The sequence below is a fragment of the Rhizobium sp. LjRoot258 genome (genome assembly GCF_964254185.1).
Taxonomy (GTDB): domain Bacteria; phylum Pseudomonadota; class Alphaproteobacteria; order Rhizobiales; family Rhizobiaceae; genus Rhizobium.
This window is the reverse complement of the sequence record NZ_CAXUST020000001.1, coordinates 3,380,001-3,404,325: the sequence shown is the minus strand read 5'-3', so window position 1 is coordinate 3,404,325 and position 24,325 is coordinate 3,380,001. Positions and strand designations below refer to the sequence as shown.

Annotated in this window: 21 protein-coding genes; 15 read left to right on the top strand and 6 right to left on the bottom strand. The window is 61.0% G+C overall.

The window, feature by feature from the left end:
* The first annotated feature begins 1 nt into the window (after position 1).
* Together ACSQ9D_RS16685 and ACSQ9D_RS16680 are read left to right on the top strand one after the other, a co-directional pair.
* Entirely contained in the window at positions 2 to 859 is an 858-nt protein-coding gene (locus tag ACSQ9D_RS16685) for a carbon-nitrogen hydrolase family protein (RefSeq protein ID WP_436283119.1), read from the top strand.
* Positions 856 to 1,284, top strand: coding sequence for a DUF1178 family protein (locus tag ACSQ9D_RS16680; RefSeq protein WP_037122163.1), 429 nt, complete (start codon positions 856 to 858; stop codon positions 1,282 to 1,284). Before ACSQ9D_RS16685 ends, ACSQ9D_RS16680 begins: the two co-directional genes overlap by 4 nt.
* A gap of 1 nt (position 1,285) precedes the next feature.
* Here the strand turns inward: ACSQ9D_RS16680 and ACSQ9D_RS16675 are convergent, their stop codons facing one another.
* The gene (locus ACSQ9D_RS16675) at positions 1,286 to 2,041 is read right to left on the bottom strand and encodes an SDR family NAD(P)-dependent oxidoreductase (RefSeq protein WP_436283118.1); all 756 of its coding nucleotides are present in this window, start codon (positions 2,039 to 2,041) and stop codon (positions 1,286 to 1,288) included.
* Positions 2,042 to 2,389: 348 nt separating this feature from the next.
* Here ACSQ9D_RS16675 and ACSQ9D_RS16670 point away from each other — a divergent pair, with 348 nt between their 5' ends.
* From ACSQ9D_RS16670 to ACSQ9D_RS16645, 6 genes are all read left to right on the top strand, one after another.
* Entirely contained in the window at positions 2,390 to 2,971 is a 582-nt protein-coding gene (locus ACSQ9D_RS16670; RefSeq protein ID WP_436283117.1) for a L,D-transpeptidase, read from the top strand.
* A gap of 169 nt (positions 2,972 to 3,140) precedes the next feature.
* The gene (locus ACSQ9D_RS16665) at positions 3,141 to 3,269 is read left to right on the top strand and encodes an ABC transporter (protein WP_436283116.1); all 129 of its coding nucleotides are present in this window, start codon (positions 3,141 to 3,143) and stop codon (positions 3,267 to 3,269) included.
* A gap of 152 nt (positions 3,270 to 3,421) precedes the next feature.
* On the top strand, positions 3,422 to 4,000 hold the full coding sequence (locus ACSQ9D_RS16660; RefSeq protein WP_436283115.1) for a hypothetical protein: 579 nt from the start codon (positions 3,422 to 3,424) through the stop codon (positions 3,998 to 4,000).
* Positions 4,001 to 4,065: 65 nt separating this feature from the next.
* Positions 4,066 to 4,653 carry a protein-S-isoprenylcysteine O-methyltransferase gene (locus ACSQ9D_RS16655; RefSeq protein WP_037122158.1) on the top strand — a complete coding sequence of 196 codons (588 nt, stop codon included), beginning with the start codon at positions 4,066 to 4,068 and terminating at the stop codon, positions 4,651 to 4,653.
* Between the two features lie 10 nt (positions 4,654 to 4,663).
* Positions 4,664 to 5,449, top strand: a complete 786-nt coding sequence (locus tag ACSQ9D_RS16650; RefSeq protein WP_436283855.1) for a hypothetical protein — start codon at positions 4,664 to 4,666, stop codon at positions 5,447 to 5,449.
* Positions 5,446 to 6,324, top strand: a complete 879-nt coding sequence (locus ACSQ9D_RS16645; protein ID WP_436283114.1) for an SDR family NAD(P)-dependent oxidoreductase — start codon at positions 5,446 to 5,448, stop codon at positions 6,322 to 6,324. Before ACSQ9D_RS16650 ends, ACSQ9D_RS16645 begins: the two co-directional genes overlap by 4 nt.
* Positions 6,325 to 6,340: 16 nt before the next feature.
* Here the strand turns inward: ACSQ9D_RS16645 and ubiG are convergent, their stop codons facing one another.
* On the bottom strand, positions 6,341 to 7,087 hold the full coding sequence (gene ubiG, locus ACSQ9D_RS16640; RefSeq protein WP_436283113.1) for a bifunctional 2-polyprenyl-6-hydroxyphenol methylase/3-demethylubiquinol 3-O-methyltransferase UbiG: 747 nt from the start codon (positions 7,085 to 7,087) through the stop codon (positions 6,341 to 6,343).
* A gap of 190 nt (positions 7,088 to 7,277) precedes the next feature.
* On the opposite strand from ubiG, the gene ACSQ9D_RS16635 reads away from it, so the two are divergent.
* Positions 7,278 to 8,258, top strand: a complete 981-nt coding sequence (locus ACSQ9D_RS16635; protein ID WP_436283112.1) for a FecR family protein — start codon at positions 7,278 to 7,280, stop codon at positions 8,256 to 8,258.
* On the opposite strand, the gene ACSQ9D_RS16630 is transcribed toward ACSQ9D_RS16635, so the two are convergent.
* From ACSQ9D_RS16630 to ACSQ9D_RS16620, 3 genes are all read right to left on the bottom strand, one after another.
* On the bottom strand, positions 8,243 to 10,450 hold the full coding sequence (locus ACSQ9D_RS16630) for a CHASE2 domain-containing protein (RefSeq protein ID WP_436283111.1): 2,208 nt from the start codon (positions 10,448 to 10,450) through the stop codon (positions 8,243 to 8,245). The genes ACSQ9D_RS16635 and ACSQ9D_RS16630 overlap by 16 nt on opposite strands.
* Before the next feature lie 213 nt (positions 10,451 to 10,663).
* The gene (locus ACSQ9D_RS16625) at positions 10,664 to 11,767 is read right to left on the bottom strand and encodes an NADH:flavin oxidoreductase/NADH oxidase (RefSeq protein WP_436283110.1); all 1,104 of its coding nucleotides are present in this window, start codon (positions 11,765 to 11,767) and stop codon (positions 10,664 to 10,666) included.
* Positions 11,768 to 11,804: 37 nt separating this feature from the next.
* A complete protein-coding gene (locus ACSQ9D_RS16620) occupies positions 11,805 to 12,017 on the bottom strand; it encodes a hypothetical protein (RefSeq protein ID WP_156140021.1) in 213 nt (70 codons plus the stop codon).
* A gap of 363 nt (positions 12,018 to 12,380) precedes the next feature.
* Here ACSQ9D_RS16620 and ACSQ9D_RS16615 point away from each other — a divergent pair, with 363 nt between their 5' ends.
* The 6 genes from ACSQ9D_RS16615 to clpB all read left to right on the top strand — a co-directional run bounded on the left by ACSQ9D_RS16615 (position 12,381) and on the right by clpB (position 22,097).
* Positions 12,381 to 13,655 (top strand): aspartate kinase, encoded by a 1,275-nt coding sequence (locus tag ACSQ9D_RS16615; RefSeq protein ID WP_436283109.1) that lies wholly within the window; start codon positions 12,381 to 12,383, stop codon positions 13,653 to 13,655.
* 90 nt (positions 13,656 to 13,745) lie between these two features.
* On the top strand, positions 13,746 to 16,013 hold the full coding sequence (gene ptsP / locus ACSQ9D_RS16610; protein WP_436283108.1) for a phosphoenolpyruvate--protein phosphotransferase: 2,268 nt from the start codon (positions 13,746 to 13,748) through the stop codon (positions 16,011 to 16,013).
* A 28-nt stretch (positions 16,014 to 16,041) separates the two neighbouring features.
* Complete coding sequence (prfA, locus tag ACSQ9D_RS16605) at positions 16,042 to 17,121, top strand: peptide chain release factor 1 (RefSeq protein WP_436283107.1); 1,080 nt, start codon at positions 16,042 to 16,044, stop codon at positions 17,119 to 17,121.
* On the top strand, positions 17,118 to 17,999 hold the full coding sequence (gene prmC / locus ACSQ9D_RS16600; RefSeq protein WP_436283106.1) for a peptide chain release factor N(5)-glutamine methyltransferase: 882 nt from the start codon (positions 17,118 to 17,120) through the stop codon (positions 17,997 to 17,999). Before prfA ends, prmC begins: the two co-directional genes overlap by 4 nt.
* A gap of 354 nt (positions 18,000 to 18,353) precedes the next feature.
* Positions 18,354 to 19,139 (top strand): DUF4167 domain-containing protein, encoded by a 786-nt coding sequence (locus tag ACSQ9D_RS16595; RefSeq protein WP_436283105.1) that lies wholly within the window; start codon positions 18,354 to 18,356, stop codon positions 19,137 to 19,139.
* Positions 19,140 to 19,493: 354 nt separating this feature from the next.
* Positions 19,494 to 22,097 (top strand): ATP-dependent chaperone ClpB, encoded by a 2,604-nt coding sequence (clpB, locus tag ACSQ9D_RS16590; RefSeq protein ID WP_436283104.1) that lies wholly within the window; start codon positions 19,494 to 19,496, stop codon positions 22,095 to 22,097.
* Positions 22,098 to 22,152: 55 nt separating this feature from the next.
* Here the strand turns inward: clpB and ACSQ9D_RS16585 are convergent, their stop codons facing one another.
* On the bottom strand, positions 22,153 to 24,093 hold the full coding sequence (locus tag ACSQ9D_RS16585) for a M23 family metallopeptidase (protein ID WP_436283103.1): 1,941 nt from the start codon (positions 24,091 to 24,093) through the stop codon (positions 22,153 to 22,155).
* Positions 24,094 to 24,325 lie beyond the last annotated feature (232 nt).

The window sequence follows — 24,325 nt, the reverse complement described above, 5'->3', positions numbered from 1 at the left end:
GATGACGTTTAGAGCTGCCGCCATCCAGATGTGTTCCGGCGTCGATCCCGAGAGGAACGCGGCCGCGATGGCACGCCTGGTTCGCGAGGCTGCGGGAAAGGGCGCGATCTATGTCCAGACTCCCGAAATGACCGGCATGCTGCAGCGCGATCGGGCGGCCGCCAAGGCGCTGCTGCGCGATGAGACCAAGGATGTCATCGTTCGTACTGGTTCGGAGCTGGCGCGGGAGCTGGGTATCTTCATGCACGTGGGGTCGACCGCAATCGCGCTGGATGACGATAAGCTCGCCAATCGTGGCTATCTCTTCGGTCCCGACGGCACGATCCTCAATCGCTACGACAAGATTCACATGTTCGATGTCGATCTCGACAATGGCGAGAGCTGGCGTGAAAGCGCGGCTTACCGTCCAGGATCAGAGGCGCGCATATTGTCGCTTCCCTTTGCTGAAATGGGCTTTGCCATCTGCTATGATGTTCGCTTCCCTGCACTTTTCCGCGCCCAAGCTGTGGCAGGGGCCGAAGTGATGACAGTGCCGGCTGCCTTCACGAAGCAGACCGGCGAAGCACATTGGGAAATCCTGCTGCGGGCGCGCGCAATCGAGAACGGCGTTTTTGTGATCGCCGCTGCCCAGGCCGGCCGTCACGAGGACGGGCGCGAGACGTTCGGCCATTCTATGATCATCGATCCGTGGGGCCGTGTGCTGGCTTCGGCCGGCCCGACTGACGAGGCCGTCATCCTCGCCGAGATTGATCCCGCGGCCGTCAAGGCCGCCCATGACAAGATTCCGAACCTGAAAAACGGTCGTGATTTCTCCATCGAGAGGGTTGCAGGGGCAGTCGCAGGAGGCGTGGCCGCTTGATCCGTTATTCGCTGCGTTGTGAAAATGCCCACGAATTCGAAGGCTGGTTTTCTGAAAGTGCCGACTTCGATCGCCAGGTCGCATCAGGCTTTTTAGTTTGTCCCGTCTGCAATTCCGCGTCCATCTCCAAGCTTCTGATGGCGCCTTCCGTTTCAACCGGGCGCAGGAAGGATGAGATGCAGACGCTCGCGATGGATACGATGCGTCGGGAGGCGTTCCAGAAGCTGAAAGGGGCCGTCGCGGCGATCAAGGCCAATTCCGAGGATGTCGGAACGCGGTTTCCCGAGGAAGCGCGCAAGATCCACTACGGCGAGAGCGACGCCCGCGGGATCATCGGGCAGACCACAGCGGATGAGGCACAGGCGCTTCTGGACGAGGGCATCGAGATTGCTGCCCTACCTGTTTTGCCCGACGATGTGAATTAAGCTAATGCGCGCTGTAGGCTCCATCGACGAGATGGTAGCTGCCGGTGATGAAGCTCGCCTGCTCGGACAATAGAAAGCAGGCGAGTGCCGCCACTTCCTCCGGCGTGCCGCGCCTACCCATCGGCTGCAGCGCCTCCATGCGTCGGCTGCTTGCAATATCGCGATGCTCTGACGAAAGCGGCGTTTCGATCCAGCCAGGCCCAACCGCATTGATGCGGATGCCGAAGCGCGCATATTCGATTGCGGCCGTTTTTGTCAGTCCCACGACGCCGTGCTTGGCCGCCGTATAGGCGCATGCAATCGGCAAGGCGACGACGCCGAGAACGGAGGACATGTTGACGATCGCACCGCCGCCACCAGCCAGCATCGCCCCGATCTCGTATTTCATGCAGTAGAAAACACTATTGAGGTTGACGTCCAGCAGCTTGTGCCAGTTGTCAAGCGGGTAGTCCCCGGTTGCCTTGCGCACGCCATCGACGCCGGCATTGTTGACGGCGAGATGCAGACCACCGCACGTCTCAACGACCGTTCCAATCAGCTTCTCCACCGCCGCCGCATCGGTAACGTCGACGGCAAAATGGTGCGATACGCCTCCCTGCGCGCGAATTTCATCGGAAACCCGCTCGGCTGCGTCGGCATTGATATCTGCGACGACAACCTGCGCACCCTCCTCAGCCAATCGGCGGGAGATGGCCGCGCCAATGCCCGAACCGGCGCCGGTGACAATCGCTACTTTTCCTTCGAAACCAAGATTCATCGTTTCTTGCTATCGCTCCCCCTGCGACAAGACAACTGCAAACGTGAGCAGCTGCAGCCTCCTCGAAATTCCTGTGATGCGCGCTGGCGCCAGCGCGCGAAACCGTTCCAACCTAGCTTTGCGGCGCTTGTTCCCGCAAGAGGCGCCTTCCAAAGCGATGCCGTTATCAAGGACTTATACAACGATAGGATGGTTTCTGTACGGAAAGGTCGGGTCGGCCTGCCAATCAACGCCCCGCATATGCTGTTTGTGGAGGCTTTGGATTCTCTGTGGGGTTGAGGCTTGGCCTGAAAACAACGGAATGCTAAAGGAAGGAAATAGGGCTCAGCAATTCTTAAGCAGGTAACAATGGATAACGACCATATTTCGCGCCGTGGCCTTGTCTTGGGCTGTGTCGCTTTGATGGCCTCTGGATGCACCACAGCGAGTTGGCCGATAGGGAACCCCTTTTCTTCGACGCGTGTCAGTTCCCGCTACCGGCGGCGCGAGGTTGAATACTCAGGCAGCGAGCCGGCAGGCAGCCTCGTCGTCAACACGTACGAGCGCTATCTCTATTTCATCGAGGGTGATGGCCGGGCGACACGCTATGGTGTTGCTGTCGGCGAGGAAGGTCTCACGCTGAAGGGAGGCGCCGTGATTGGCCGGAAAGCCGAGTGGCCGTCGTGGACGCCGACAGCGAGCATGATCGAGCGCAAGCCGCGTCTGGCGCAGTACGCGGGCGGTGTTCCCGGAGGCGAAAACAATCCTCTCGGTGCAGCGGCGCTTTATCTCTACCGCGGCGGGCAAGATACCTATTTCCGTATCCATGGAACAAACGAACCGTGGCTGATCGGGCAGGCGGTGTCGAATGGTTGCATCCGCATGACCAATGAAGACATCGTTCACCTCTATGGCCGCGCGCCCGTGGGGACCGGCGTTTTGGTCATATGATACTTACATTTTGTATCGATATTGCCACCCTCTGTTAGCATTGCGCGGCGCTTGCGTGACGCGGCGGCGCAGTGTGCCCTTTCTGCACTTGGCTTGTGGCTATTTTACCGCTATTAGTAGAATCGTTGCCTTCGATAACCTATTCCATGCTAACGGAGAGGACTACTTGATGAGCAGAATCCTAATCATGTGCCTTGTTGCGTTGTTTTCCGTTTCGAGCCTTAGCGCTTGCGGATCAGTCGGTAAAGGCAAGGGCAAGGCCCCGCCGCCAGTAGAGGCCGCCCCAATCACCAAATAACATCTGACCTTTGAGGAAGGGGGAGGGACTTGTGTGGCCCCTCCCCCAAATCGTTGTCGGAGCCAGGCGGCCTACGGGCAGATGCGCAACTCTAGGCTGGCATCTTTGCGTGAGTGTCTGTGCTCATTCGATCTCGGAGATGAAGCGTAGTTATGACGCTTGCAAAAGGCCATCTATCCCTTCTAGTTCTCTTTGCTCTCGCGCTCACTTCCTGCCAATCGGACGACAAGCCACCGCAGCCGAGGTTCATCTCGGACGCCAATGGCGCACAAGTCAGTAAAGCCTCCCAGCGCGAAGGCCAGTATTTCATCGAATTCCGTTCACGCTATGCGCTGACCTATGGCCATACCTATGCGGTTTTCGGGCGCCTGAACAAAGCCGGCGGGATGATCAATCCGCAGGTCGCCGGGCTTGCGCCCGCTTCTCCTGACGCCGCGCCCTACGTTCTCGGGCACTTCATTCCCGTTCCTGCGTCAACCGGGGCGACAGACGGAGACCTCGAGGAAGCCTATCGTTCGGCAAGCTGGCGCATCCTGCTCACCCAGGCCGAGTACAATAAGACTGTCGCCTTCATTCGCCAGCTACAGGCAAAATCGACGTTGTGGCAGGCCACGGTCGACAATTGCAACAATTTCGTCGGCGAGATTGCACGTTCCATGGGATACAAGACACCCAGCATCTGGCTTCGTCCGCAAGAGTTCATTACAAAGCTTCGAGAGATGAATACGTGAGTGCACAGCGAGCCCGTCGGGTCCATCGCTTTTGCATGATCGACGAAGGGCTCCGGTGATCTGAATTGAGCGTTGCTCTCATTGGTAAAATTGTGTGGGTGCTTGGCATCATTGCCTGGTACGCAATTCGCTATCCTTCGGAGCGTCGCGCGAGGCGAACAAGGGTCGTCAGCGACCGTCGCTCGGGAGTAGAAGCAGCAGGTCTTTCCGTCGCGCTCCTGGGACTTGCCTTTGTTCCCGGCTTTTATGTCGCGACGGGGATGCCCGAGGCTGCCGACTATACGGCGCATTCGTGGGCGGTGATCCTCGGCGCAATATTGTTTTGCGCGGCCATGTGGGTCTTCCGCAGGACGCACAAGGCGCTCGGCCGCAACTGGTCGATCACCTTGCAGATTCGCGAGAAGCACGAGCTGATTTCCCACGGACCCTACGCACTCGTCCGCCACCCCATGTATACGTCCTTTCTGCTCATGGCACTCGGCCAGGCGTTTCTGCTGGCAAACTGGGTGGTGGGGCTGGCTGGCGTGATCGGCTTCGCAATTCTCTTCTTTTTGCGGGTGGACAAGGAGGAGCGCATGATGCTGGAGATTTTCGGCCCTGAGTATCGCGCCTACATGGACCGGACGAAGCGAATTATCCCCTACATCTACTAGAGGACGCATGATGCGGGGACGCGCCATCAAGCTTTCGCCATCACGACGTCTTGTCGGAGACCTCATGAGGTTCTCGATCGGCGTGCCGCGCGTCACGGTGCAGCGGCAGATGAATCTTGCGCCGCTGCAACAAGCGAGGATGGCGCAACAGAGCAAGACGTCCTGGACCGTGTTGTTCCTGAAGGGTTATGCGCTCCTCAGTCAGGACGTGCCGGAACTGCGGCGCGCCTATGTCAAATTACCACGGCCGCAGCTCTACGAGTATCCGCTCAGTATCGCCTCCGTTGCCCATGAGCGCGAGCATGAGGGCGAGCGGATCGTTCTTCTGAGCACGATCAAGGATCCGGAGCATCGGCCGATTGCCGAGATCGAGGAATTGTTTCTTGCAGCCAGATCAAAGCCGATTCACGAGATCAAGCAGTTCCGCAGGGCACTGAAATTTGCGCGCGCGCCCGGTCCGATCCGCTGGCTCCTGATGTGGCTCGGGCTGAACCTCGGACGGCAGCGGGGGCGGCGCTTCGGCACATTCCAGCTGTCGGTGTATTCGGGCCTGGGAGCAGAATCGTTGAACCCGATGACGCCGCTGACCACTATTTTCAATTATGGCTCGATTTCCGAAGACGGAACTGTCACCGTCCGCATCCACTATGACCATCGGGTGATGGATGGCGCCAATGTAGCACGCGCCCTGGTTCGCTTCGAGAGTATCCTGAACGGGGCGATCGCCGATGAAGTCCGAGGCATGGCTTCAAGTGATGCGGTCCCGGGCGAGGCGATGTCGGGGACGGCATCATGACCGACGAACAGCGTGAAACATTGCGCCTCGCCGTCGTCGTGGTCGGGGCGTCGCGCGGCATTGGCCGGGCAATTGCCAAGGTGGCCGCCCGAGAAGGTGCGACCCTCGTCCTCGTTGCGCGATCATTGGACGGATTGGCTGCTGCTGCCAACGATGTGAAAACGGCCGGTGGCCAAGCATTCACCCTGTCGCTCGACCTTCTTGCAAGCGACGCCTCGACGCGACTGCAGGACTTCCTTGCGGCCAACGGCTTGGCCTGCGACGTTCTGGTCAACAGCGCCGGCTATGGTTTGCGCGGTCCGGCGACAACGCTTCCGATTGCCGACCAGCTCGGCATGGTCGACCTCAACATCCGCGCCCTGACGGATATGACGTTGCATTTCCTACCAGGAATGGTGGCACGCGGACGGGGCGGCGTTCTCAATCTCGGCTCCATTGCCGGTTTCACGCCCGGTCCGAACATGGCGCTGTACTATGCCAGCAAGGCGTTCGTCCGCTCCTTTTCGGAGGCCCTTCATCAGGAAGTCAGATCGACCGGCGTGACGGTTACCTGCGTCGCGCCCGGGCCGGTGTCGACAGAATTCCTCGAGCGGTCAGGTGCCGGCCGGGCTGCACTGTTCAAGATCCTGCCAAAGCTCAGCTCGGACTATGTTGCCGAGCGTTCCTGGCGCGGCTTCAAATCCGGCCGTCGCCTGGTCGTGCCGGGCTTTTCGGCGAAGCTGGTGGCCTTCGTGGCATCGGCGCTGCCATCGGCGGTGAAGGTGCCTTTGATCGGTCGCTTGCAACGGCGCAGTCGCGACCTGTGTCCTTGCGGCTCGGGCAAGCCTTTCAAGGAGTGCTGCGGTTCGCGGCAGCCGCGTCGAGGGGGCGCCTGATCCCCCGCGAATGCGATTAGCCGGTGCGTTTCGCCAGCATCATGTAGTTCACGTCCATGTCCTTCGACAGATTCCACTGGTTTGACAGCGGATTGAAGAACACGCCTGTGCGATCGACAATCGAGAGGCCGTTTTCCGTAACGGGCTTTTCGATCTCTTCGGGGCGGACGAGCTTGTCATACTGATGAGTGCCGCGCGGCAGCCACCGCAGGATATTCTCCGCGGCAAAGATGGCGAGTGCGGCGGCTTTCATGGTCCGGTTGATCGTTGCGACGAACATCAACCCGCCAGGACGCACCATCCTGGCACAGGTGCCCAGGAAGAAATCGACGTCGGCGACGTGCTCGACGACCTCCATGTTTAGAACGATGTCGAAGCTCTCGCCGGCCTCGGCGAGCTGCTCTGCCGTCATCGCACGGTAATCGACGGGGACACCGGAGGCCTTCGCATGCGTCGAGGCGATTCCGATATTCTTCTCCGATGGATCCGCACCAACGACGCTGGCACCCATGCGTGCAACCGGCTCCGACAGCAGACCGCCGCCACAGCCGATATCAAGCACGCGAAGACCTTCCAGCGGCCTTGCGCTGCGCACATCCAGGCCAAAGTTTTCGGCTGCCTTGTCGCGGATATAGGCAAGCCGCACGGGATTGAATTTGTGCAGCGGCTTGAACTTGCCGGTGGGGCTCCACCATTCCGCCGCCATCGCCGAGAAGCGGTCCACCTCTTGCTGGTCGATCGTGGTTTTTGCCGCTTCGCTCATATTTCCGTTCCTCGCATCGGTTCTGAGTGAAGTCGGACGAAGCTGTGAGGAAGTCAAGGGCTGACCGCGGACGTGACGTCGCAAGCAACTCCCAGACGAAGCGAAAAGCGGTGCTGCCTACACCAAGAAGATGAGGAGACGCTAAAGTTAACAATATGCTAATATACTGATAGTTTGTTGGGGGTCGATCATGTCTCGCTTGTGTGGTGCCGTCGCTGCAGGCGTCATCTTTGCTTTGTTTAGTCCAATGCAGGCCTTTTCTGCCGAGCCGGTCGGACAAGCGACTTTGATCCGAACGGAAGTGTCCGGTCAGACCGGCCCGCTGGTGGTGCGATCGCCCGTCCACAAAGACGAGCGTATCCGCACGTCATCGTCGGGTCTCGGACAGTTCATATTCAAAGACGGAACGAAGCTTGCTGTCGGCGCTGGATCGACGGTTGTGATCGACAAGTTCGTCTATGACGATTCCGCTTCCGTAAAGCGGCTCTCGATCAAGGCGGCGAAAGGCACGTTCCGGTGGATCAGCGGCAATTCGGCGTCGTCGGCCTATTCGATCGTAACCCCGGCCGGGACAATCGGCGTACGCGGCACGGCCTTCGATTTCTACGTCGGGCCCAATGGCACGACGGCCATCGTGTTGCTCAACGGTGCGGCGAGCTTCTGCGGGCCCGGCGGCTGCAGGCAGTTGCGGCAGCAGTGCGACTGCGTGATCGCAACCCGTGGCGGCAGAATGACCGATCCCAGCCGGGTCGACCGCCGTACGCTGCAGACACTTAGCAATCCACGAGCATTGCCGTTCCTTTCCGGGGATCAGCAGCTCTCCGGCGCGCTCGGCGGCATTCGCACCAGTTGCGGGCTGGCATCACTGCGCCAGGACCGCCAGGATCGACCGCAGCCACAACAACGGCAGGAGCGGCCGGCGCCTCAGGCGCCCCAGCAAGCGCCCCAGGCACCACAGCAGGCGCCGCAACAAGCGCAGGACACGCCGGATCGGCCCGACAAGCCGGACAAGCCCGATAAACCGGACAAGCCTGATCATCACCATCACGACTGGGATCACCATGGTCGAGACCACCATGACCGAGATCACCGCGGGCATGACGGAGACAATGACGACCGCGATCACGACGGACGTCATGGTCACCGGAGCGATAACTACGGCTCAAGGTGAAGCTTGGTTTCGCGCGGCAAACGCGTACGAATAGTGTCATCGTCATTGCCGGGATTGTCGCGGAAATGATCGGCTCGGCGCCCGAGGCGGCTGTAGAATTGGGGCAGGATCGCCGTTAGTTCCGCAGCCTTGAGCTTGGCGATGTTGAGCATCTTCCGGCTTTCGGCCGAATGAGTGCGGAGCGCGGCGACAAGCTCGGTGTGGATCCGCTGTATTTCTGCAAAGGCGCTGGAACCGCGAACCTGTTCACCTCCGACGACTGCGTAGAGCCGCGCCCTACTACTCTTGCCCTTCAGTCCGAGCAGGCCGGCGTCGAGGAGCGCGAAATGCGGCAGCTCGCCGGCCGTGCTCTCCGAGACGAGAATGTCGAAGCCAACCTCCTTGCAGGCGGATTCGATGCGTGCCGCGACGTTGACGGCATCGCCGACGGCGGAATAGTTGAAGCGCGTCTCGGCGCCCATGTTGCCGACGCAGGCAAGGCCTGTGTGAATGCCGATGCCGATGCCGACCTGATAATCCTGGCCGAAGCCGAAGGCATCGGATGCGTTGAGTGAAGCGAGCGTCTCACGCATGGCAAGGGCAGCGCGGACCGCCTTGGCAGGGTGATTTGTCACATCCACCGGGGCGTTCCAGAAGGCCATGATCGAGTCGCCGATAAACTTGTCGAGCGTACCTTCATTGGCAGTCACGTGGCGGCTCAGCGCATCGAGCAGCGTGTTCAAGAAGCGGACGACCTCGGCTGGCTGCAGCCGTTCGCTGAGTTCGGTGAAACCACGCACGTCGACGAACATTACCGTCAGCTCGCGGTCGTCGCCCCCGAGGCGCAGCGCATTGCGGGTGTGCTCGATCCGGTAGAGCAGCGAGGGTGAAAGATACTGCCCGAAGGCCCGGCGGACTTCGCGCCGTTCGCGGTCGATGACGAGGATGCGAAACGACGTGGCGGCGAAATGGATGATCGAGCCGGCGATGATCGGTGCCAGCGGATCCAAAAGCAGGCCCCAGGCGGAAAACGCCAACCATGAGGCCGCAAGCGCAAGCGCCGTAATGCAGAGGCCACAGGCGAGCGCTACGGCCGGGCTGACGAAGGTGGTCAGCATAACCAGGATCGTGCCCAGCACGGCAATCGCAAGGATTTCCATTCCATCCGCCCAGTCGGGCCGGGAGAGAAAATGACCGGTCAGGATCTGTTCAACGGTCTGGGCATGCATGGAAACACCAGGGACGTTCTGGCCGAGAGCCGTCGTCCGAATATCCTGCAGACCAGCCGAGGACGTCCCGACAAAGACGATGCTTCCTTCGATGGCAGCAGCGACCTGCGGGTCGACGCCTTGCGGGGCTAGGATCTTGCCGGCGGAGATATAGCGCTCTGCAACATCAGGACTAGTATACAGCCACAACTCGCCGCTTGCCGTCACCGGCACGACGAACTCGCCGATCTTGACCGATGTCAGCGTGTCGGGTGCTTCGGGGGCGGCCGCCAGCACATAGGTTGAAGCACCTTGGGCAACGCGCAGAGCCTCAATCGCCAGATTCGGATAAAGCTGCTGGCCATCCGTCAGAAAGAGCGGGACCTTGCGAACGACAGCAGAGGGATTGCCGGGATTGAGGCTGATATGGCCGAGACCTGTGGCATTGATCTGCAATTGCGGGCGTATCGGTGTTGCCGCGTCGATGCGGGGAGGGGCGTTGACTGGGCTTTCGCCGGTAAAGGCAAAGCCCGCCTTGACCGGCGGTCGGTAGTTGCCCTCGGTTGTCAGGCCAAAACCGAGCACCACGGGGCGTCCGGCGATCGCTTCGGCGAAAAGCTCGTCATTATCAGGCAGCCGGCTCAGCAATATCGGGTCGACGCCGGCGACATCGCGCATGACGGTGCGCGGCGAGAGACGGTCGGGCTCCGCAAACAGCACATCGAAAGCGATCGCGGCTGCTCCCAGATCCGATAGCCGCTGCACGAGAAGCGCAAGCCGGTCGCGCGGCCAGGGCCACTGACCGAATTCCTCGAGTGAGGCCTCGTCGATGTCGATGATGCGGACCGGCGTCGGCTCGAAGGCGCGCGGGGAAATGCGCTGATACTCGTCGAATGTGATGTCACGGATCTGCCGCAGGAGCGGCGGATCGCTTGCCCGCAGTACCGTGAAGGCCGCGACAATGGCGAGGCCAATGATTACGCCGATTTGCTGCGCACGCGTCATATGCAATCGGAGCCCTTGCGTCGGAAGCGATGGACGCAGGTCGGTGGATCATGCCCGGCGTCTTCTCGGCGCAGTTAGGCTGCCTGTTTCTGTGGCGCGATGCAACTGCACCTTTCGGGCCGTTGGAGCTCCGGCATGGGGCTCGCCCGCATAGAGCCGTGCCCCAATGTTTTGGGGCATCTTGTTCAGGTTGCTAAATGCTGCTGCGCGCCGTTAGGTTACGAATAGCGATTTGAACTGCGACGGCTGGCAGCGGAGATACTGACTGGCGGCCTTCACCTGGCCGCCGAGCGCGGCTGCAGCACGCCAGGGCCAACGGGGATCGTAGAGCGCCGCGCGCGCGATGGCGATCAGGTCGGCATCTCCGGTAGCGACAATTGCCTCGGCTTGTGTCGGCTCCGTGATCAGGCCAACGGCAACAACGGGCATGTTCACTGCCGACTTGATCGCGCGGGCAAGCGGCACCTGGTAGCTTGGCCCGACCGGGATCTGTTGGGCCGGATGCAGCCCGCCGCTCGATACGTGGATTGCGTCACATCCCCTCGCTTCAAGCATCTGGACAAAGGTGATGACCTGGTCGACGTCCAGACCGCCCTCGACCCAGTCTGTTGCGGAGACCCGCATCGTGACGGTTCTGTCGGACGGCAAGGCCACTCGGACAGCATCGAAGACCTCAAGTGGAAACCGCATTCGGTTTTCGAGCGAGCCGCCGTATTCGTCCGAACGCTGATTGGAAAGTGGCGATAGGAACTGATGCAGCAGGTAGCCGTGCGCGCCATGAAGTTGAACGGCATCGATGCCGATCCTCGCAGCGCGAACCGCAGCGGTAGCGAATCCGTCCCGCACGCGTTTTAACCCCTCCCGATCCAGCGCCGTTGGCGGCACATGGTTTGAACTGAAAGCAATCCTAGAGGGTGCTTCGGTCTGCCAGCCATGCAAGTGATCGGGCGGAAACTGGGCGCCGCCGCGCCACGGAACCTCCGTGGATGCCTTGCGGCCTGCATGAGCAAGCTGCACGGCAATCGGCATATCGGACCAGCGGCGGATGGCTTCGAGAGTGCGGGCCATTGCCACTTCGGTGGCATCGTCGTACAGCCCGACATCCGCAAAAGTGATCCGCCCCTCGGGAACGACAGCCGTGGCCTCAATGGTCAGAAGGGCTGCGCCCGACAAAGCCAGTTGGCCGAGATGGATCATGTGCCAATCGGTCATGCAACCATTCTCGGCGGAGTACTGGCACATCGGTGCAATCACGATCCGATTTGCAAGCTCAAGATTGCGGACGCGAAACGGCGTGAACAGAACGGGCTGCGACAAGCTTGATCCCCTTTAAAATACGCACGCACCAGGCCGGCTAATGAACGGTCCCAGAACGCAGGCCCATCGTCAGCCTGAATTCGATCTCTGCAACGATTTGGACGGCTTCCTCGACAATTTCATCGGCAACCGGATTGGCTGCTTCGGCCACCTCGTCGAAAGTGTCCCGCAAAAGAGCCTGCACCCTCGTCATCGCCACGCAGAGCTTCGTGTTCTCGTTCGCATTGGCAAGGGGTTTCAAGGTTACCATCAGGCCTTCGAGGTGCACCAAACTCCGTCGGCGGTCAGCGTTCATTTCGTTCAAGACATATCGCTCCATAGGCTCCCCCTTACTTGAGTCCAGGCCGATGGGCTGCAATTAGCGTCGAGCCCATTCACTTCAAGGACGCCTATCTGCCTTCCGCTCCGTCACGCCCTCATTCTCTTTTCCGCACCTTGCCACCCCCCCACAAACTCGCTAAGAGACGCGGCAACTTGGGCCCTTGGGGCGCAAGGCTTTAGAAGGGTTCCAGGACTCCCAATTCCTGGCTCTTCAGCCATGCGGTTCCCTACAGGGCTCGTGATGCCGGGTCTGGCTTTGGTCTCTCTCGGCGCTAGGTCGTGGTAGAGGCATATGGTACGCATCGTAATGAAATTCGGCGGAACGTCCGTCGCTGATCTGGACCGCATCAAGAACGTTGCCCGCCATGTAAAACGTGAAGTCGATGCCGGCCATGAAGTGGCGGTCGTCGTATCCGCCATGTCCGGCAAGACGAACGAGCTGGTCGGCTGGGTGCAGGGCGCCCCGAAGGTCGTTGGCGCCAATTCGCCGTTTTACGATGCGCGCGAATATGATGCGGTCGTCGCATCCGGCGAGCAGGTGACATCTGGGTTGCTCGCAATCACTCTGCAGGCGATGGATATCAACGCCCGCTCCTGGCAGGGCTGGCAGATTCCGATCCGCACCGACAACGCCCATGGCGCCGCCCGCATTCTCGAGATCGATGGCTCCGACATCATCAAGCGCATGGGCGAAGGTCAGGTTGCCGTCATCTCCGGCTTTCAGGGGCTCGGACCCGACAATCGCATCGCGACGCTCGGCCGCGGTGGCTCGGATACGTCCGCGGTCGCGATCGCCGCTGCGGTCAAAGCCGATCGCTGCGACATCTACACCGATGTCGACGGCGTCTACACGACCGATCCGCGCATCGTGCCGCAGGCGCGCCGCCTGAAGAAGATCGCCTTCGAGGAAATGCTCGAAATGGCCTCGCTCGGCGCCAAGGTTCTGCAGGTTCGCTCTGTCGAACTCGCTATGGTGCACAAGGTCCGTACCTTCGTGCGCTCCTCTTTCGAAGATCCCGATGCTCCGGGCATGGGTGATTTCTTGAATCCGCCCGGAACGCTGATTTGTGACGAGGAGGAAATCGTGGAACAGGAAGTAGTCACCGGCATCGCCTATGCCAAGGATGAGGCTCAGATCTCGCTTCGCCGTCTTGCCGACCGGCCCGGCGTTTCCGCGGCGATCTTCGGGCCACTGGCCGAAAGCCACATCAACGTCGACATGATCGTCCAGAACATCTCCGAAGACGGCTCGAAGACCGACATGACCTTCACGGTTCCTTCCGGCGACGTCGACAAGGCAATCAAGGTTCTTGGCGAGAACAAGGAAAAGATCGGCTACGATGTCGTTCAGAACGAATCGGGTCTGGTGAAAGTGTCCGTTATCGGCATCGGTATGCGCAGCCATGCGGGCGTTGCCGCCACCGCGTTCAAGGCGCTGGCCGACAAGGGCATCAATATCAAGGCGATCACGACGTCGGAGATCAAAATTTCGATCCTGATCGACGGTCCATATGCGGAACTCGCTGTCAGGACTTTGCATTCCTGCTACGGTCTGGATAAGAACTGATTCTGAACAGGCTTGCCGCGCGTTCAAGTTGAGAAGTCACGCGGCTGTTGGCTGTGAGACTTTGATGTTTGTTTTGGAGCTTGAGACGCAATGAGAGACCTTTCCGGCGGTCCGCGCGTGCTGCTCAAGCGGCTACGCGAATTGATGGCGGAGCCGCTGGAGCCGCAGGAGCGTCTCGATCGGATCGTTCGCCAGATTGCAGGCAACATGGTGGCGGAGGTCTGCTCCGTCTACGTGTTGCGCGCCGACGGCGTCCTCGAGCTCTATGCAACCGAAGGTCTGAACAAGGAAGCGGTCCACCTCTCCCAGCTCAAGATGGGGCAGGGTCTGGTCGGCACGATCGCCGCATCCGCGCAGCCGCTCAATCTCTCCGACGCGCAATCGCATCCAGCCTTCCGCTACCTGCCGGAAACCGGCGAAGAGATCTATCATTCCTTCCTCGGCGTGCCGATCCTGCGCACCGGCCGTTCGCTCGGCGTTTTGGTCGTGCAGAACAAGGCAAGCCGCACCTATCGCGAAGAAGAGCTCGAAGCGCTCGAAACGACCGCGATGGTGCTCGCCGAGATGATTGCTACCGGCGAGCTCAAGAAGATCACCAAGCCGGGCCTCGAACTCGACCTGACGCGTTCGGTGACCATCGACGGCGACACCTATAATGAAGGTATCGGCTTGGGGTACGTCGTGCTGCACGAGCCGCGTATCGTCGTCACCAACCTGCTGAACGAGGATTCCGAGAAGGAAATCCGTCGTCTCAGCGAGGCGCTCGGGTCGCTCCGCATCTCGATTGACGACCTTCTGTCGCAGCGCGACGTTTCGATGGAGGGCGAGCACCGCGAGGTTTTGGAAACCTACCGCATGTTCGCCTATGACCAGGGCTGGGTGCGCAAGCTTGAGGAAGCGATCCGTAACGGACTGACGGCGGAAGCCGCGGTAGAGAAGGTGCAAAGCGACACAAAGGCGCGCATGATTCGCATGACCGATCCCTATCTGCGGGAGCGGATGCACGATTTCGAGGATCTGGCGAACCGGCTGCTCCGGCAGCTGACCGGCTATACCGGTCGCACTGCGGGGGATGGCTTCCCGAGTGACGCCATCATCCTGGCGCGTGCGATGGGGGCGGCCGAATTGCTCGACTATCCGCGTGCCAATGTGCGCGGCCTCGTTCTGGAAGAAGGTGCGGTGACGAGCCATGTGGTGATCGTCGCGCGTGCCATGGGCATTCCCGTGATCGGCCAGGCCGCGGGCGTCGTGGCGCTTGCCGAAAACGGTGATGCCGTGATCATCGATGGCGATGGCGGGCATGTGCATCTTCGCCCCATGCCTGAACATCAGCGTTCCTACGAAGAAAAGGTACGGTTCCGCGCCCGTCGGCAGGAGCAGTTCCGGGCGCTGCGCTCCGTCGAGCCGCGCACCAAGGACGGGCAGCGTGTGTCGTTGATGATGAATGCCGGGCTGCTGGTCGATTTGCCGCAGCTTTCGGATTCGGGCGCCGAAGGCATCGGCCTGTTCCGCACCGAGCTGCAGTTCATGATCGCCTCCACGATGCCGAAGGCGGAAGAGCAGGAACTGTTCTATCGCAACGTGCTGAAGCAGGCGGCCGGGCGGGTCGTGACCTTCCGCACGCTTGATATCGGCGGCGACAAGGTCGTTCCCTATTTCCGTGGTCATGAGGAAGAAAATCCAGCTCTCGGCTGGCGGGCGATTCGCCTGTCGCTCGATCGTCCGGGTCTGTTGCGAACGCAGTTGCGTGCCATGCTGAAGGCGGCGGCAGGCATTGAGCTGAAGCTGATGGTGCCGATGGTGACCGAGGTTTCCGAGATCACCGCGGTGCGCGACCTCCTGCAGAAGGAAGTTCAACACCTCTCCCGCTTCGGCCATGGCCTGCCGCGCAAGCTGCAGTTCGGCGCGATGCTGGAGGTGCCGGCGCTGCTCTGGCAGCTCGACGAGCTGATGTCGGCGGTCGATTTCGTGTCGGTCGGGTCGAACGACCTCTTCCAGTTTTCGATGGCGGTCGATCGCGGCAATGCGCGGGTTTCCGACCGCTTCGATCCGCTTGGCAAGCCGTTCCTCAGGATCCTGCGCGACATCGTGCGGGCGGGCGAACGCAACAACACACCGGTGACGCTATGCGGCGAGCTTGCCGGCAAGCCGATCTCGGCGATGGCGCTGCTCGGCATCGGCTTCCGTTCGGTATCGATGTCGCCGGCGTCGATCGGTCCGGTCAAGGCGATGTTGCTCGGCCTTGATGCCGAGGCGTTGGCAAAGGTGATGAATGAGGCGCTCGACGATACCAAGTCGCCGACTTCGATGCGCGATGTGCTTGCCCACTTCGCCGAAGCTCACAATATTCCTCTTTAGGTCAAGACAAGCAGAATCGGAGTGAAGGGTGGCGAAGCTTCCCGTTGAAAAGATGCGCGAGCTGGAACGCCGTTTTGGCGAGATCGAAGCGCGCATGTCGGCCGGCCCGGCGGCCGATGTCTACGTCAAGCTTGCCTCCGAATATTCCGAGCTGCAGCCTGTCGTCACGAAGATCCGCGCCTACGAGAAGGCAATTGCGGAGCTTGCAGACCTCGAGACACTGCTGAACGACAAGTCGGTGGACCGTGAAATGCGCGATCTGGCCGAGCTGGAGCTGCCTGACGTGAAGGAGCGGCTGGAGGCGCTGGAGCAGGAAATCCAGATCCTGTTGCTGCCTAAGGACGCAGCCGACGAGAAGAGCGCCATTTTGGAAATCCGCGCCGGCACCGGTGGTTCGGAAGCTGCGCTGTTTGCTGGCGACCTGTTCCGGATGTATGAACGCTATGCCGCCGCTCACGGCTGGAAGGTGGAAGTGCTGTCGTCGAGTGAAGGCGAAGCGGGCGGCTTCAAGGAAATCATCGCGACGATTACCGGCAAGGGCGTGTTCGCCAAGCTGAAATTCGAATCCGGCGTCCACCGCGTCCAGCGCGTTCCGGAAACGGAAGCAGGCGGCCGCATTCACACCTCGGCCGCGACGGTCGCGGTTTTGCCAGAGGCGGAAGAGATCGACATCGAGGTCCGGCCGGAAGACATCCGCATCGATACGATGCGCTCCTCCGGCGCCGGTGGTCAGCACGTCAACACCACCGACTCCGCCGTGCGCATCACCCACCTGCCGACAGGCATTGTCGTCACCAGTTCCGAGAAGTCGCAGCACCAGAACCGCGCCAAGGCGATGCAGGTTCTGCGCTCACGGCTCTATGACGCCGAGCGTCAACGCGCCGACAGCGAGCGTTCCGCCGACCGCAAGAACCAGGTCGGCTCCGGCGACCGCTCCGAACGCATCCGCACCTATAACTTCCCGCAAGGGCGCGTGACAGACCATCGCATCAACCTGACGCTCTACAAGCTCGACCGGATGATGGTCGGCGAGATCGACGAAGTGGTAGACGCGCTGATGGCCGATCATCAGGCGAGCCAGCTGGCGCAACTCGGCGAGCAGCAATGAGCAAGAGCGGGAAACAGGCCGGGCCTACGGTTTCCCACATGCTGGCCAAGGCCCGCCGTCGGTTCACCGAAGCCGGCATAGAGAGCGCTGCCGCGGATGCCCGCGTGCTGGTCGCAGGGCTACTTGGTCTCTCGACGACTGCTATCGTCACGCGGGGCGCCGAGACCATCGGCACGGAGCAGGTGGCAAGCATCGAGAAAGCAATGGAACGCCGGCTGGCGCACGAGCCGGTTCACCGCATTCTTGGCGAACGCGAGTTTTATGGCCTGCCGCTGTCGTTGTCTGCGGAAACCCTCGAGCCCAGGCCCGATACGGAAATTCTCGTGGATACGATGCTTCCCTATCTGCGCGATCTTGCAAATGCCGAGGGCCATATCCATATCCTCGATCTAGGAACCGGAACCGGGGCGATATGCCTAGCGCTGTTGAGCGAATGTCCGGAAGCGTCAGGCGTCGGGAGCGATATATCGGCCGATGCGTTGAGGACGGCACAATCAAACGCGGAAAGAAATGGATTGCAGGATCGCTTTGAAGCTATTCAATCCAGTTGGTTTGAAAACATCCATGGCGCGTTTCATGCGATTGTCTCAAATCCGCCCTATATTGCTTCTAAGGTCGTTCACACTCTTGCTCCCGAAGTGACGAAATTTGATCCACCTGCCGCACTGGATGGCGGCGCGGATGGGCTTGACGCCTACAGAACCATCGCCAAAGATGCGGCTAGGTTCATACGGCCCGACGGCGTTGTGGGACTTGAGATCGGCTATGATCAGCGAAACGACGTGATAGACGTTTTCGAGGCTGAGGGCTTCAAGCTGCTGGAATCCGTGAAAGATTACGGCCAGAACGACCGGGCGCTTGTGTTCGCGCTCAAGTGATGCGCGGCAACGTAAAGCACTAGACAGGACATTGGTGCCATTGCGAAGAAAAGGCTTGGATTCCCACGGGAAGCAATATAGGTTGACCCCACGCGTTGGAGAGATAGGACAGAACGGTGAGTCGTTCGATACTAGCTCGGCCTCGGGGGTCGGCTCTTTTAAACGAGAGTTTCAAAGGTTGAACACGACCCAATGCGTGAATCAGTCAAACTGACTTGAGAACAAGCGGCAGGTTGGCGCGAAGGCGCAGTATGCTTGCGGCACGAGGGCTCTGAGCCGGTGAACCGGCCACGGCGGTTGGTGCCACCACTCCACAACAAACCACAACAAACAAAGAATTCAGGTGAACGATCTATGAGGCCAGGACAGCAGAACAAGCGCGGTCGCGGGCGTGGCAATAACAACGGCGGCGGCGGCGGTGGTGGAAACAACAACAACTTCAACCGCAAAGGCGGCAATCCGCTGACGCGCACCTACGACAGCTCCGGCCCCGACGTTAAGATCCGTGGTACCGCGCAGCATATCGCTGAAAAGTATGCACAGCTCGGTCGCGACGCACAGAGCTCCGGCGACCGTGTCATCGCCGAAAACTATCTGCAGCACGCCGAACACTACAACCGCATTATTGCCGCCGCACAGGCGCAGATGCAGGAGCGCTTCCAGCGTGACGACCGCAACGAGTTCAGCGAAGGCGCCGAGCGCGAAGGCGACGACGTCGAAGGCGTAGACAACGACGATGTCGTCATCGTCCAGCCGCCGCGCCAGCAGTATGAGCATCAGCAGCGCCGCTCGGAGGAGCAGCCGCAGCGCCGAAACGACGAGCAGTCGCGCCGCAACGAAGACCAGCCCCGCCAGCCGCGGCGTCAGGAACAGCAGCCGGCTCCGGCTGCATCGGCAGCGCCGCAGCCCGAAGCCATCGACGGCAGCGGTCCGCAGCCTGAGATCGAAGGTATCCCGGCAGAGGTTTCGATGGACGAGGAAAGCGCCGCAGGCCAGCCGCGCGAGCGTCAGCCGCGTCGTCGCACTGCCGGCAGCCGTCCACGTCGTCCGCGCCGCGCTGCGGAAGGCGAGGCTCCGGCCGAGGGCGAAGGCGCAGATTCCGGCGACGCCCCTGTTCTGGCGGATGCCGCTTCGGAATAATCGGATCGTCTCAGCGATCCGAGCCAACGGATAAAAAGGTCGCTCTTCGGAGCGGCCTTTTCTGTTTCTGGCCCTGAACCAATTGAACGAACTGGAACGGCTGCCCCGCAGCCGCAAATGCCTTACGGCACAAGCGTTGCGATGCGACGCCTTTCTCGGCGGGTCTCCCGGTCAAGGACCGGAGTCTTTTTCGCCTGATGGCCCCTTTAAACTTTTGAAATTGTCCACCATATCCAGCCCAAGTTCAGCCGCAAATCCCAAACTGCGGCGGACAATGAGCTTGCCATTGAGGGAGCTCAATCTCAGTCATCGGCCTGTGCCTCGTGAGGGCAGGGCGATTCATGGAGGTATAGTATGAATATCGAAAAATACTCCGAGCGGGTGCGCGGTTTCATTCAATCCGCCCAGACTTATGCGCTCGCGCAGGGTCACCAGCAGTTCACGCCCGAACATGTTCTGAAGGTACTGCTCGACGACGACCAGGGCATGGCCGCTTCGCTGATCGAACGCGCCGGCGGCGACGCCAAGGCTGCGCGTCTTGCCAACGATGCCGCGCTTGCCAAGCTGCCGAAAGTGTCTGGTGGCAACGGGCAGATCTATCTTGCTCAGCCGCTTGCTAAGGTTCTTTCGACCGCCGAAGAGGCGGCCAAGAAGGCCGGCGACAGCTTCGTCACTGTCGAGCGGCTGCTGCAGGCGTTGGCAATCGAGTCTTCGGCTTCGACGTCCACGACGCTGAAGAATGCCGGGGTGACCGCGCTTGCGCTCAATCAGATCATCAACGAAATCCGCAAGGGTCGCACGGCCGACAGCTCGAATGCCGAACAAGGCTTCGACTCGCTGAAGAAGTACGCCCGGGATCTGACCAGCGAAGCCCGCGAAGGCAAGCTCGATCCGGTCATTGGCCGCGACGACGAAATCCGCCGCACAATCCAGGTCCTGTCGCGCCGCACCAAGAACAACCCGGTGCTGATCGGCGAGCCTGGCGTCGGCAAGACCGCCATCGTCGAAGGCCTGGCGCTGCGCATCGTCAACGGCGACGTGCCGGAATCGCTCAAGGACAAGAAGCTGATGGCGCTCGACATGGGCGCGCTGATCGCCGGTGCGAAATATCGCGGCGAGTTCGAAGAGCGGCTGAAGGCGGTGCTCAACGAGGTGCAGGCCGAGAACGGCGAGATCATCCTGTTCATCGATGAAATGCACACGCTGGTCGGCGCCGGCAAGGCGGATGGGGCGATGGACGCCTCCAATCTCCTGAAGCCCGCGCTTGCGCGCGGTGAGCTCCACTGCGTCGGCGCGACGACGCTCGACGAGTACCGCAAGCATGTCGAAAAGGATCCGGCCCTTGCCCGCCGCTTCCAGCCCGTCATGGTCGAGGAGCCGACGGTCGAGGACACGATCTCGATCCTGCGTGGCCTCAAGGAAAAATACGAGCAGCATCACAAGGTCCGTATCTCGGATTCGGCTTTGGTTGCGGCTGCGACGCTTTCCAACCGCTACATCACAGACCGATTCCTGCCCGACAAGGCGATCGACCTGATGGACGAGGCCGCTGCGCGGCTGCGCATGCAGGTGGATTCTAAGCCCGAGGAGCTGGACGAACTCGATCGCCGCATCATGCAGCTGAAGATCGAGCGCGAGGCGCTGAAAAAGGAGACCGACGCGGCGTCCGCCGACCGACTGGTGCGGCTCGAAACCGAGCTGACGGGTCTCGAGGAAGAGGCCGATGCCCTGACGGCCCGCTGGCAGGCGGAAAAGCAGAAGCTTGGCCTTGCCGCGGACCTGAAGAAGCAGTTGGACGAAGCACGCAACGAACTCGCAATCGCGCAGCGCAAGGGCGAGTTCCAGCGCGCCGGCGAGCTGACCTACGGCGTCATTCCGGACCTCGAAAAGAAGCTGACGGAGGCCGAACAGCAGGATAGCGATCGCAGCGCCATGGTGCAGGAGGTCGTTACTCCCGACAACATCGCGCATGTCGTCTCTCGCTGGACCGGCATTCCGGTCGACAAGATGCTGGAAGGCGAACGCGACAAGCTGCTTCGGATGGAAGACGAGCTGGCGAAATCGGTGATCGGCCAGGGTGATGCGGTTCAGGCTGTGTCGCGCGCCGTCCGCCGCGCGCGTGCCGGCCTCCAGGATCCGAGCCGGCCGATCGGCTCGTTCATCTTCCTCGGCCCGACCGGTGTCGGCAAGACGGAGCTCACCAAGGCGCTTGCCCGCTTCCTCTTCGACGACGAGACGGCAATGGTGCGCATGGACATGTCTGAGTACATGGAGAAGCACTCCGTGGCCCGGCTGATCGGTGCCCCTCCCGGCTATGTCGGCTATGACGAAGGTGGTGCGCTGACAGAGGCGGTGCGCCGCCGGCCGTACCAGGTCGTTCTGTTCGACGAGATCGAGAAGGCGCACCCTGATGTCTTCAACATCCTGCTGCAGGTTCTGGACGATGGCCGCCTGACGGATGGCCAGGGCCGGACGGTCGACTTCCGCAACACGATGATCATCATGACGTCGAACCTCGGCGCCGAGTACCTGACCCAGCTCAAGGAAGGGGACGACAGCGAGGCGGTTCGCGAGCAGGTGATGGAGGTCGTGCGCGGTCACTTCCGGCCGGAGTTCCTGAACCGTATCGATGAGATCATTCTGTTCCATCGCCTCAAGCGCGAGGAAATGGGGGCGATCGTCGATATCCAGCTGAAGCGTCTGGTGGCGTTGCTTGCCGAACGCAAGATCACGCTTGAGCTAGACGACGATGCCCGGAATTGGCTCGCCAACAGGGGCTATGATCCGGTCTATGGTGCACGGCCGTTGAAGCGCGTGATCCAGAAGTATGTGCAGGATCCGCTGGCCGAACAGATCCTCTCCGGCCAGGTGCCGGACGGATCGACGGTGAAGATCACCAGCGGTACTGACCGGCTGTTGTTCCGCACGCGGAATACCGCGGTCGACGAAGCAGCTTAAAGTGGTTCGATAGTCAGAAAGAAATGGCGGCCTCGGCCGCCATTTTTGTCGGATACTATTTGCTCGCGACCTGCGGCGGTGGCTGGTTGCCGAGGAGGGCATCGATGCGCTGCCGCTCGTCCTCGAACTTTGCCAGCGCCCCGCCCTTCAACGACTTGCCGCCTGGCAAGCGGACTCGGAGCGGATCGACCTTGGTGCCGTTGACGATCATCTCGTAGTGCAGATGCGGGCCGGTGGATTCGCCCGTCGTGCCGACCCAGCCGATCACCTGGCCCTGGCGCACCTTGGCGCCAGGAACGATACCCTTGGCGATGGCGCTCTGATGATTGTAGGAGGATTCGTAGCCATTGGCGTGGCGGACGATGGTCTGGTTGCCGTAGCCGCCGGAATCCCAGCCGGCTTTCTCGACGGTGCCGTTGCCGACCGCAATGATCGCTGTACCGCGCGGAGCCGCCCAGTCGACGCCCGTGTGCATGCGGGCAAAGCCCAGGATCGGGTGTCGGCGCATACCGAAGCCTGACTTGAAGATGCCGTTCGGAACGGGATTGCGCAGCAGGAATTGCCGAATGCTCTTGCCGTCCTGATCGAAGTAGTCGATCGAACCGTCTTCCGGATCCTGGAAGCGGTAGAACCGCGTCTGAGTGTCGCCGAAGCGCGCGTTCACATAGAGAAGCTCGGAATCAGCCGTTGCCTGTCCGCTGGAGTCGGCGACGGAAAAGAAAGCCTCCAGAGTATCGGTCGGGCGCAGTTCCGCCTGGAAGTCGACGCTGCTCGCCAGCAGCTTGATGACCAGCGCGGTCATGTCCTTGGTCATGCCGTAAGAGAGCGCCGCACGATAGATGCCGTCATAGACACGTGGCAGGTTCTGGTTGGACGGGACCGATGTTGAGTTGTCGTCGAAGGCGGTCGTGACCGCGTCGATCTGCGGCGGCTCGCGTCCGGCGACGAACCGGTCGTGGTCGTCGAGCGCCACGGTGATAAGATGGCGGGTGCCACGATAGACGCTGGCGCGGATGATCTTGGCTTGTTCACCTCTTTGCAGGATGCCGATCCGCAGCACATCGCCCTTTGAGAGGTCGTCCGATCCGATCATAGGCGACAGATAGGCAGACAGGCCCTTGGCCTGCGGCTCCGGATAGCCCGAGTCGGTCATCGCCTTGATGATCGACGTGTCCTGGCGCACCGGGATGATGTCGTCGGCAAACTCTTCCGTCTGCGGCGTGATCGATTCCGGTGCGGAGACCGTCATGTTCTGCTCGAGGACACGGGCAGTCAGGCCGGCCGTCAGGTCGACGTCGTTGTCATCGTTGGAGAAGCGGCGCGGGTCCACGTAGTAGAGTGCTGCGACCTGGGCCGCGCCGTCGGTAAGGACTGAGCCGTTGGAGCGCACGTTCTCCTCGATCTCGTCGAGGGTCATACCGGGTGCGACCTGGAGATCGGACTTTGCCGCGGGGTAGGCTACCGTTTTCAGACTGACCTCAGACTCCACGTCCGAACCGTAGATCTGCCCGGTGCGAACGGTCGGCTGTGCGTCGGGTTCGTCTGCCGAGAAGATCGTCAGCGGATTGAAGCTCGGATAGTCTTCAGTCGCCACGTGGTTGGCAGCCAGCGTCATCTTTACGCGCGCGAAGGGCTGGCGGCGGACGACTTCCTTGTCGCCCTCGTGGACGACGGTCGAGACCTCCATGATCTTGCGGTCGGACGGCTTGGCGGCAATCGCAGGCGCAATCAGGCGGCTGCCACGCGTCACATCGGTATCGGCATGCGCCTCGGCATTGATATTGGCGTAGGCCTCGGCGGGGATCGCCAGTTGCTGGCGACCGTCGAGCGCGGCAAAGAGTGCCACCCCCATCAGCACGCTTGAGGTAATGCCGGTGAGGAACGTACCCGAAAGCCAGCGCAATGAAACCTCGCGGCGGTCGGGTGCTCGTCTGCCATCGGCGAGAAGCGGCGGCTCGTTGCCGAACGAGCGGATCATCATCTTCTCCGTCATCATGGCAGGTGGATCCGCGTCCTTTCGGTAGGCTTCTTCGGGTAGCTCTGGCTGGCGCCGAAAAGTGCATAGTTTGACAATGGAAGTCAAATGGGCCGCATGTGCTACCCAAATCATTCCCCCTTGAGACCATCTGATTGTGAAGATGTAAGGGCGAAAGACCTCGTCATCGCGTTTTGAAGCGCTATTTCTCCAGAAATGACCCGGCTACCGGCGAAACCGGAGGGCAGAAAAT

Coding starts and splice junctions, on each gene's coding strand:
- ACSQ9D_RS16685 (WP_436283119.1), top strand. CDS start 2: ATGACGTTTAGAGCTGCCGCCATCCAGATGTGTTCCGGCGTCGATCCC.
- ACSQ9D_RS16675 (WP_436283118.1), bottom strand. CDS start 2,041: ATGAATCTTGGTTTCGAAGGAAAAGTAGCGATTGTCACCGGCGCCGGT.
- ACSQ9D_RS16670 (WP_436283117.1), top strand. CDS start 2,390: ATGGATAACGACCATATTTCGCGCCGTGGCCTTGTCTTGGGCTGTGTC.
- ACSQ9D_RS16665 (WP_436283116.1), top strand. CDS start 3,141: ATGAGCAGAATCCTAATCATGTGCCTTGTTGCGTTGTTTTCCGTTTCG.
- ACSQ9D_RS16660 (WP_436283115.1), top strand. CDS start 3,422: ATGACGCTTGCAAAAGGCCATCTATCCCTTCTAGTTCTCTTTGCTCTC.
- ACSQ9D_RS16650 (WP_436283855.1), top strand. CDS start 4,664: ATGCGGGGACGCGCCATCAAGCTTTCGCCATCACGACGTCTTGTCGGA.
- ACSQ9D_RS16645 (WP_436283114.1), top strand. CDS start 5,446: ATGACCGACGAACAGCGTGAAACATTGCGCCTCGCCGTCGTCGTGGTC.
- ubiG (WP_436283113.1), bottom strand. CDS start 7,087: ATGAGCGAAGCGGCAAAAACCACGATCGACCAGCAAGAGGTGGACCGC.
- ACSQ9D_RS16635 (WP_436283112.1), top strand. CDS start 7,278: ATGTCTCGCTTGTGTGGTGCCGTCGCTGCAGGCGTCATCTTTGCTTTG.
- ACSQ9D_RS16630 (WP_436283111.1), bottom strand. CDS start 10,450: ATGACGCGTGCGCAGCAAATCGGCGTAATCATTGGCCTCGCCATTGTC.
- ACSQ9D_RS16620 (WP_156140021.1), bottom strand. CDS start 12,017: ATGGTAACCTTGAAACCCCTTGCCAATGCGAACGAGAACACGAAGCTC.
- ACSQ9D_RS16615 (WP_436283109.1), top strand. CDS start 12,381: ATGGTACGCATCGTAATGAAATTCGGCGGAACGTCCGTCGCTGATCTG.
- ptsP (WP_436283108.1), top strand. CDS start 13,746: ATGAGAGACCTTTCCGGCGGTCCGCGCGTGCTGCTCAAGCGGCTACGC.
- prmC (WP_436283106.1), top strand. CDS start 17,118: ATGAGCAAGAGCGGGAAACAGGCCGGGCCTACGGTTTCCCACATGCTG.
- ACSQ9D_RS16595 (WP_436283105.1), top strand. CDS start 18,354: ATGAGGCCAGGACAGCAGAACAAGCGCGGTCGCGGGCGTGGCAATAAC.
- clpB (WP_436283104.1), top strand. CDS start 19,494: ATGAATATCGAAAAATACTCCGAGCGGGTGCGCGGTTTCATTCAATCC.
- ACSQ9D_RS16585 (WP_436283103.1), bottom strand. CDS start 24,093: ATGATGACGGAGAAGATGATGATCCGCTCGTTCGGCAACGAGCCGCCG.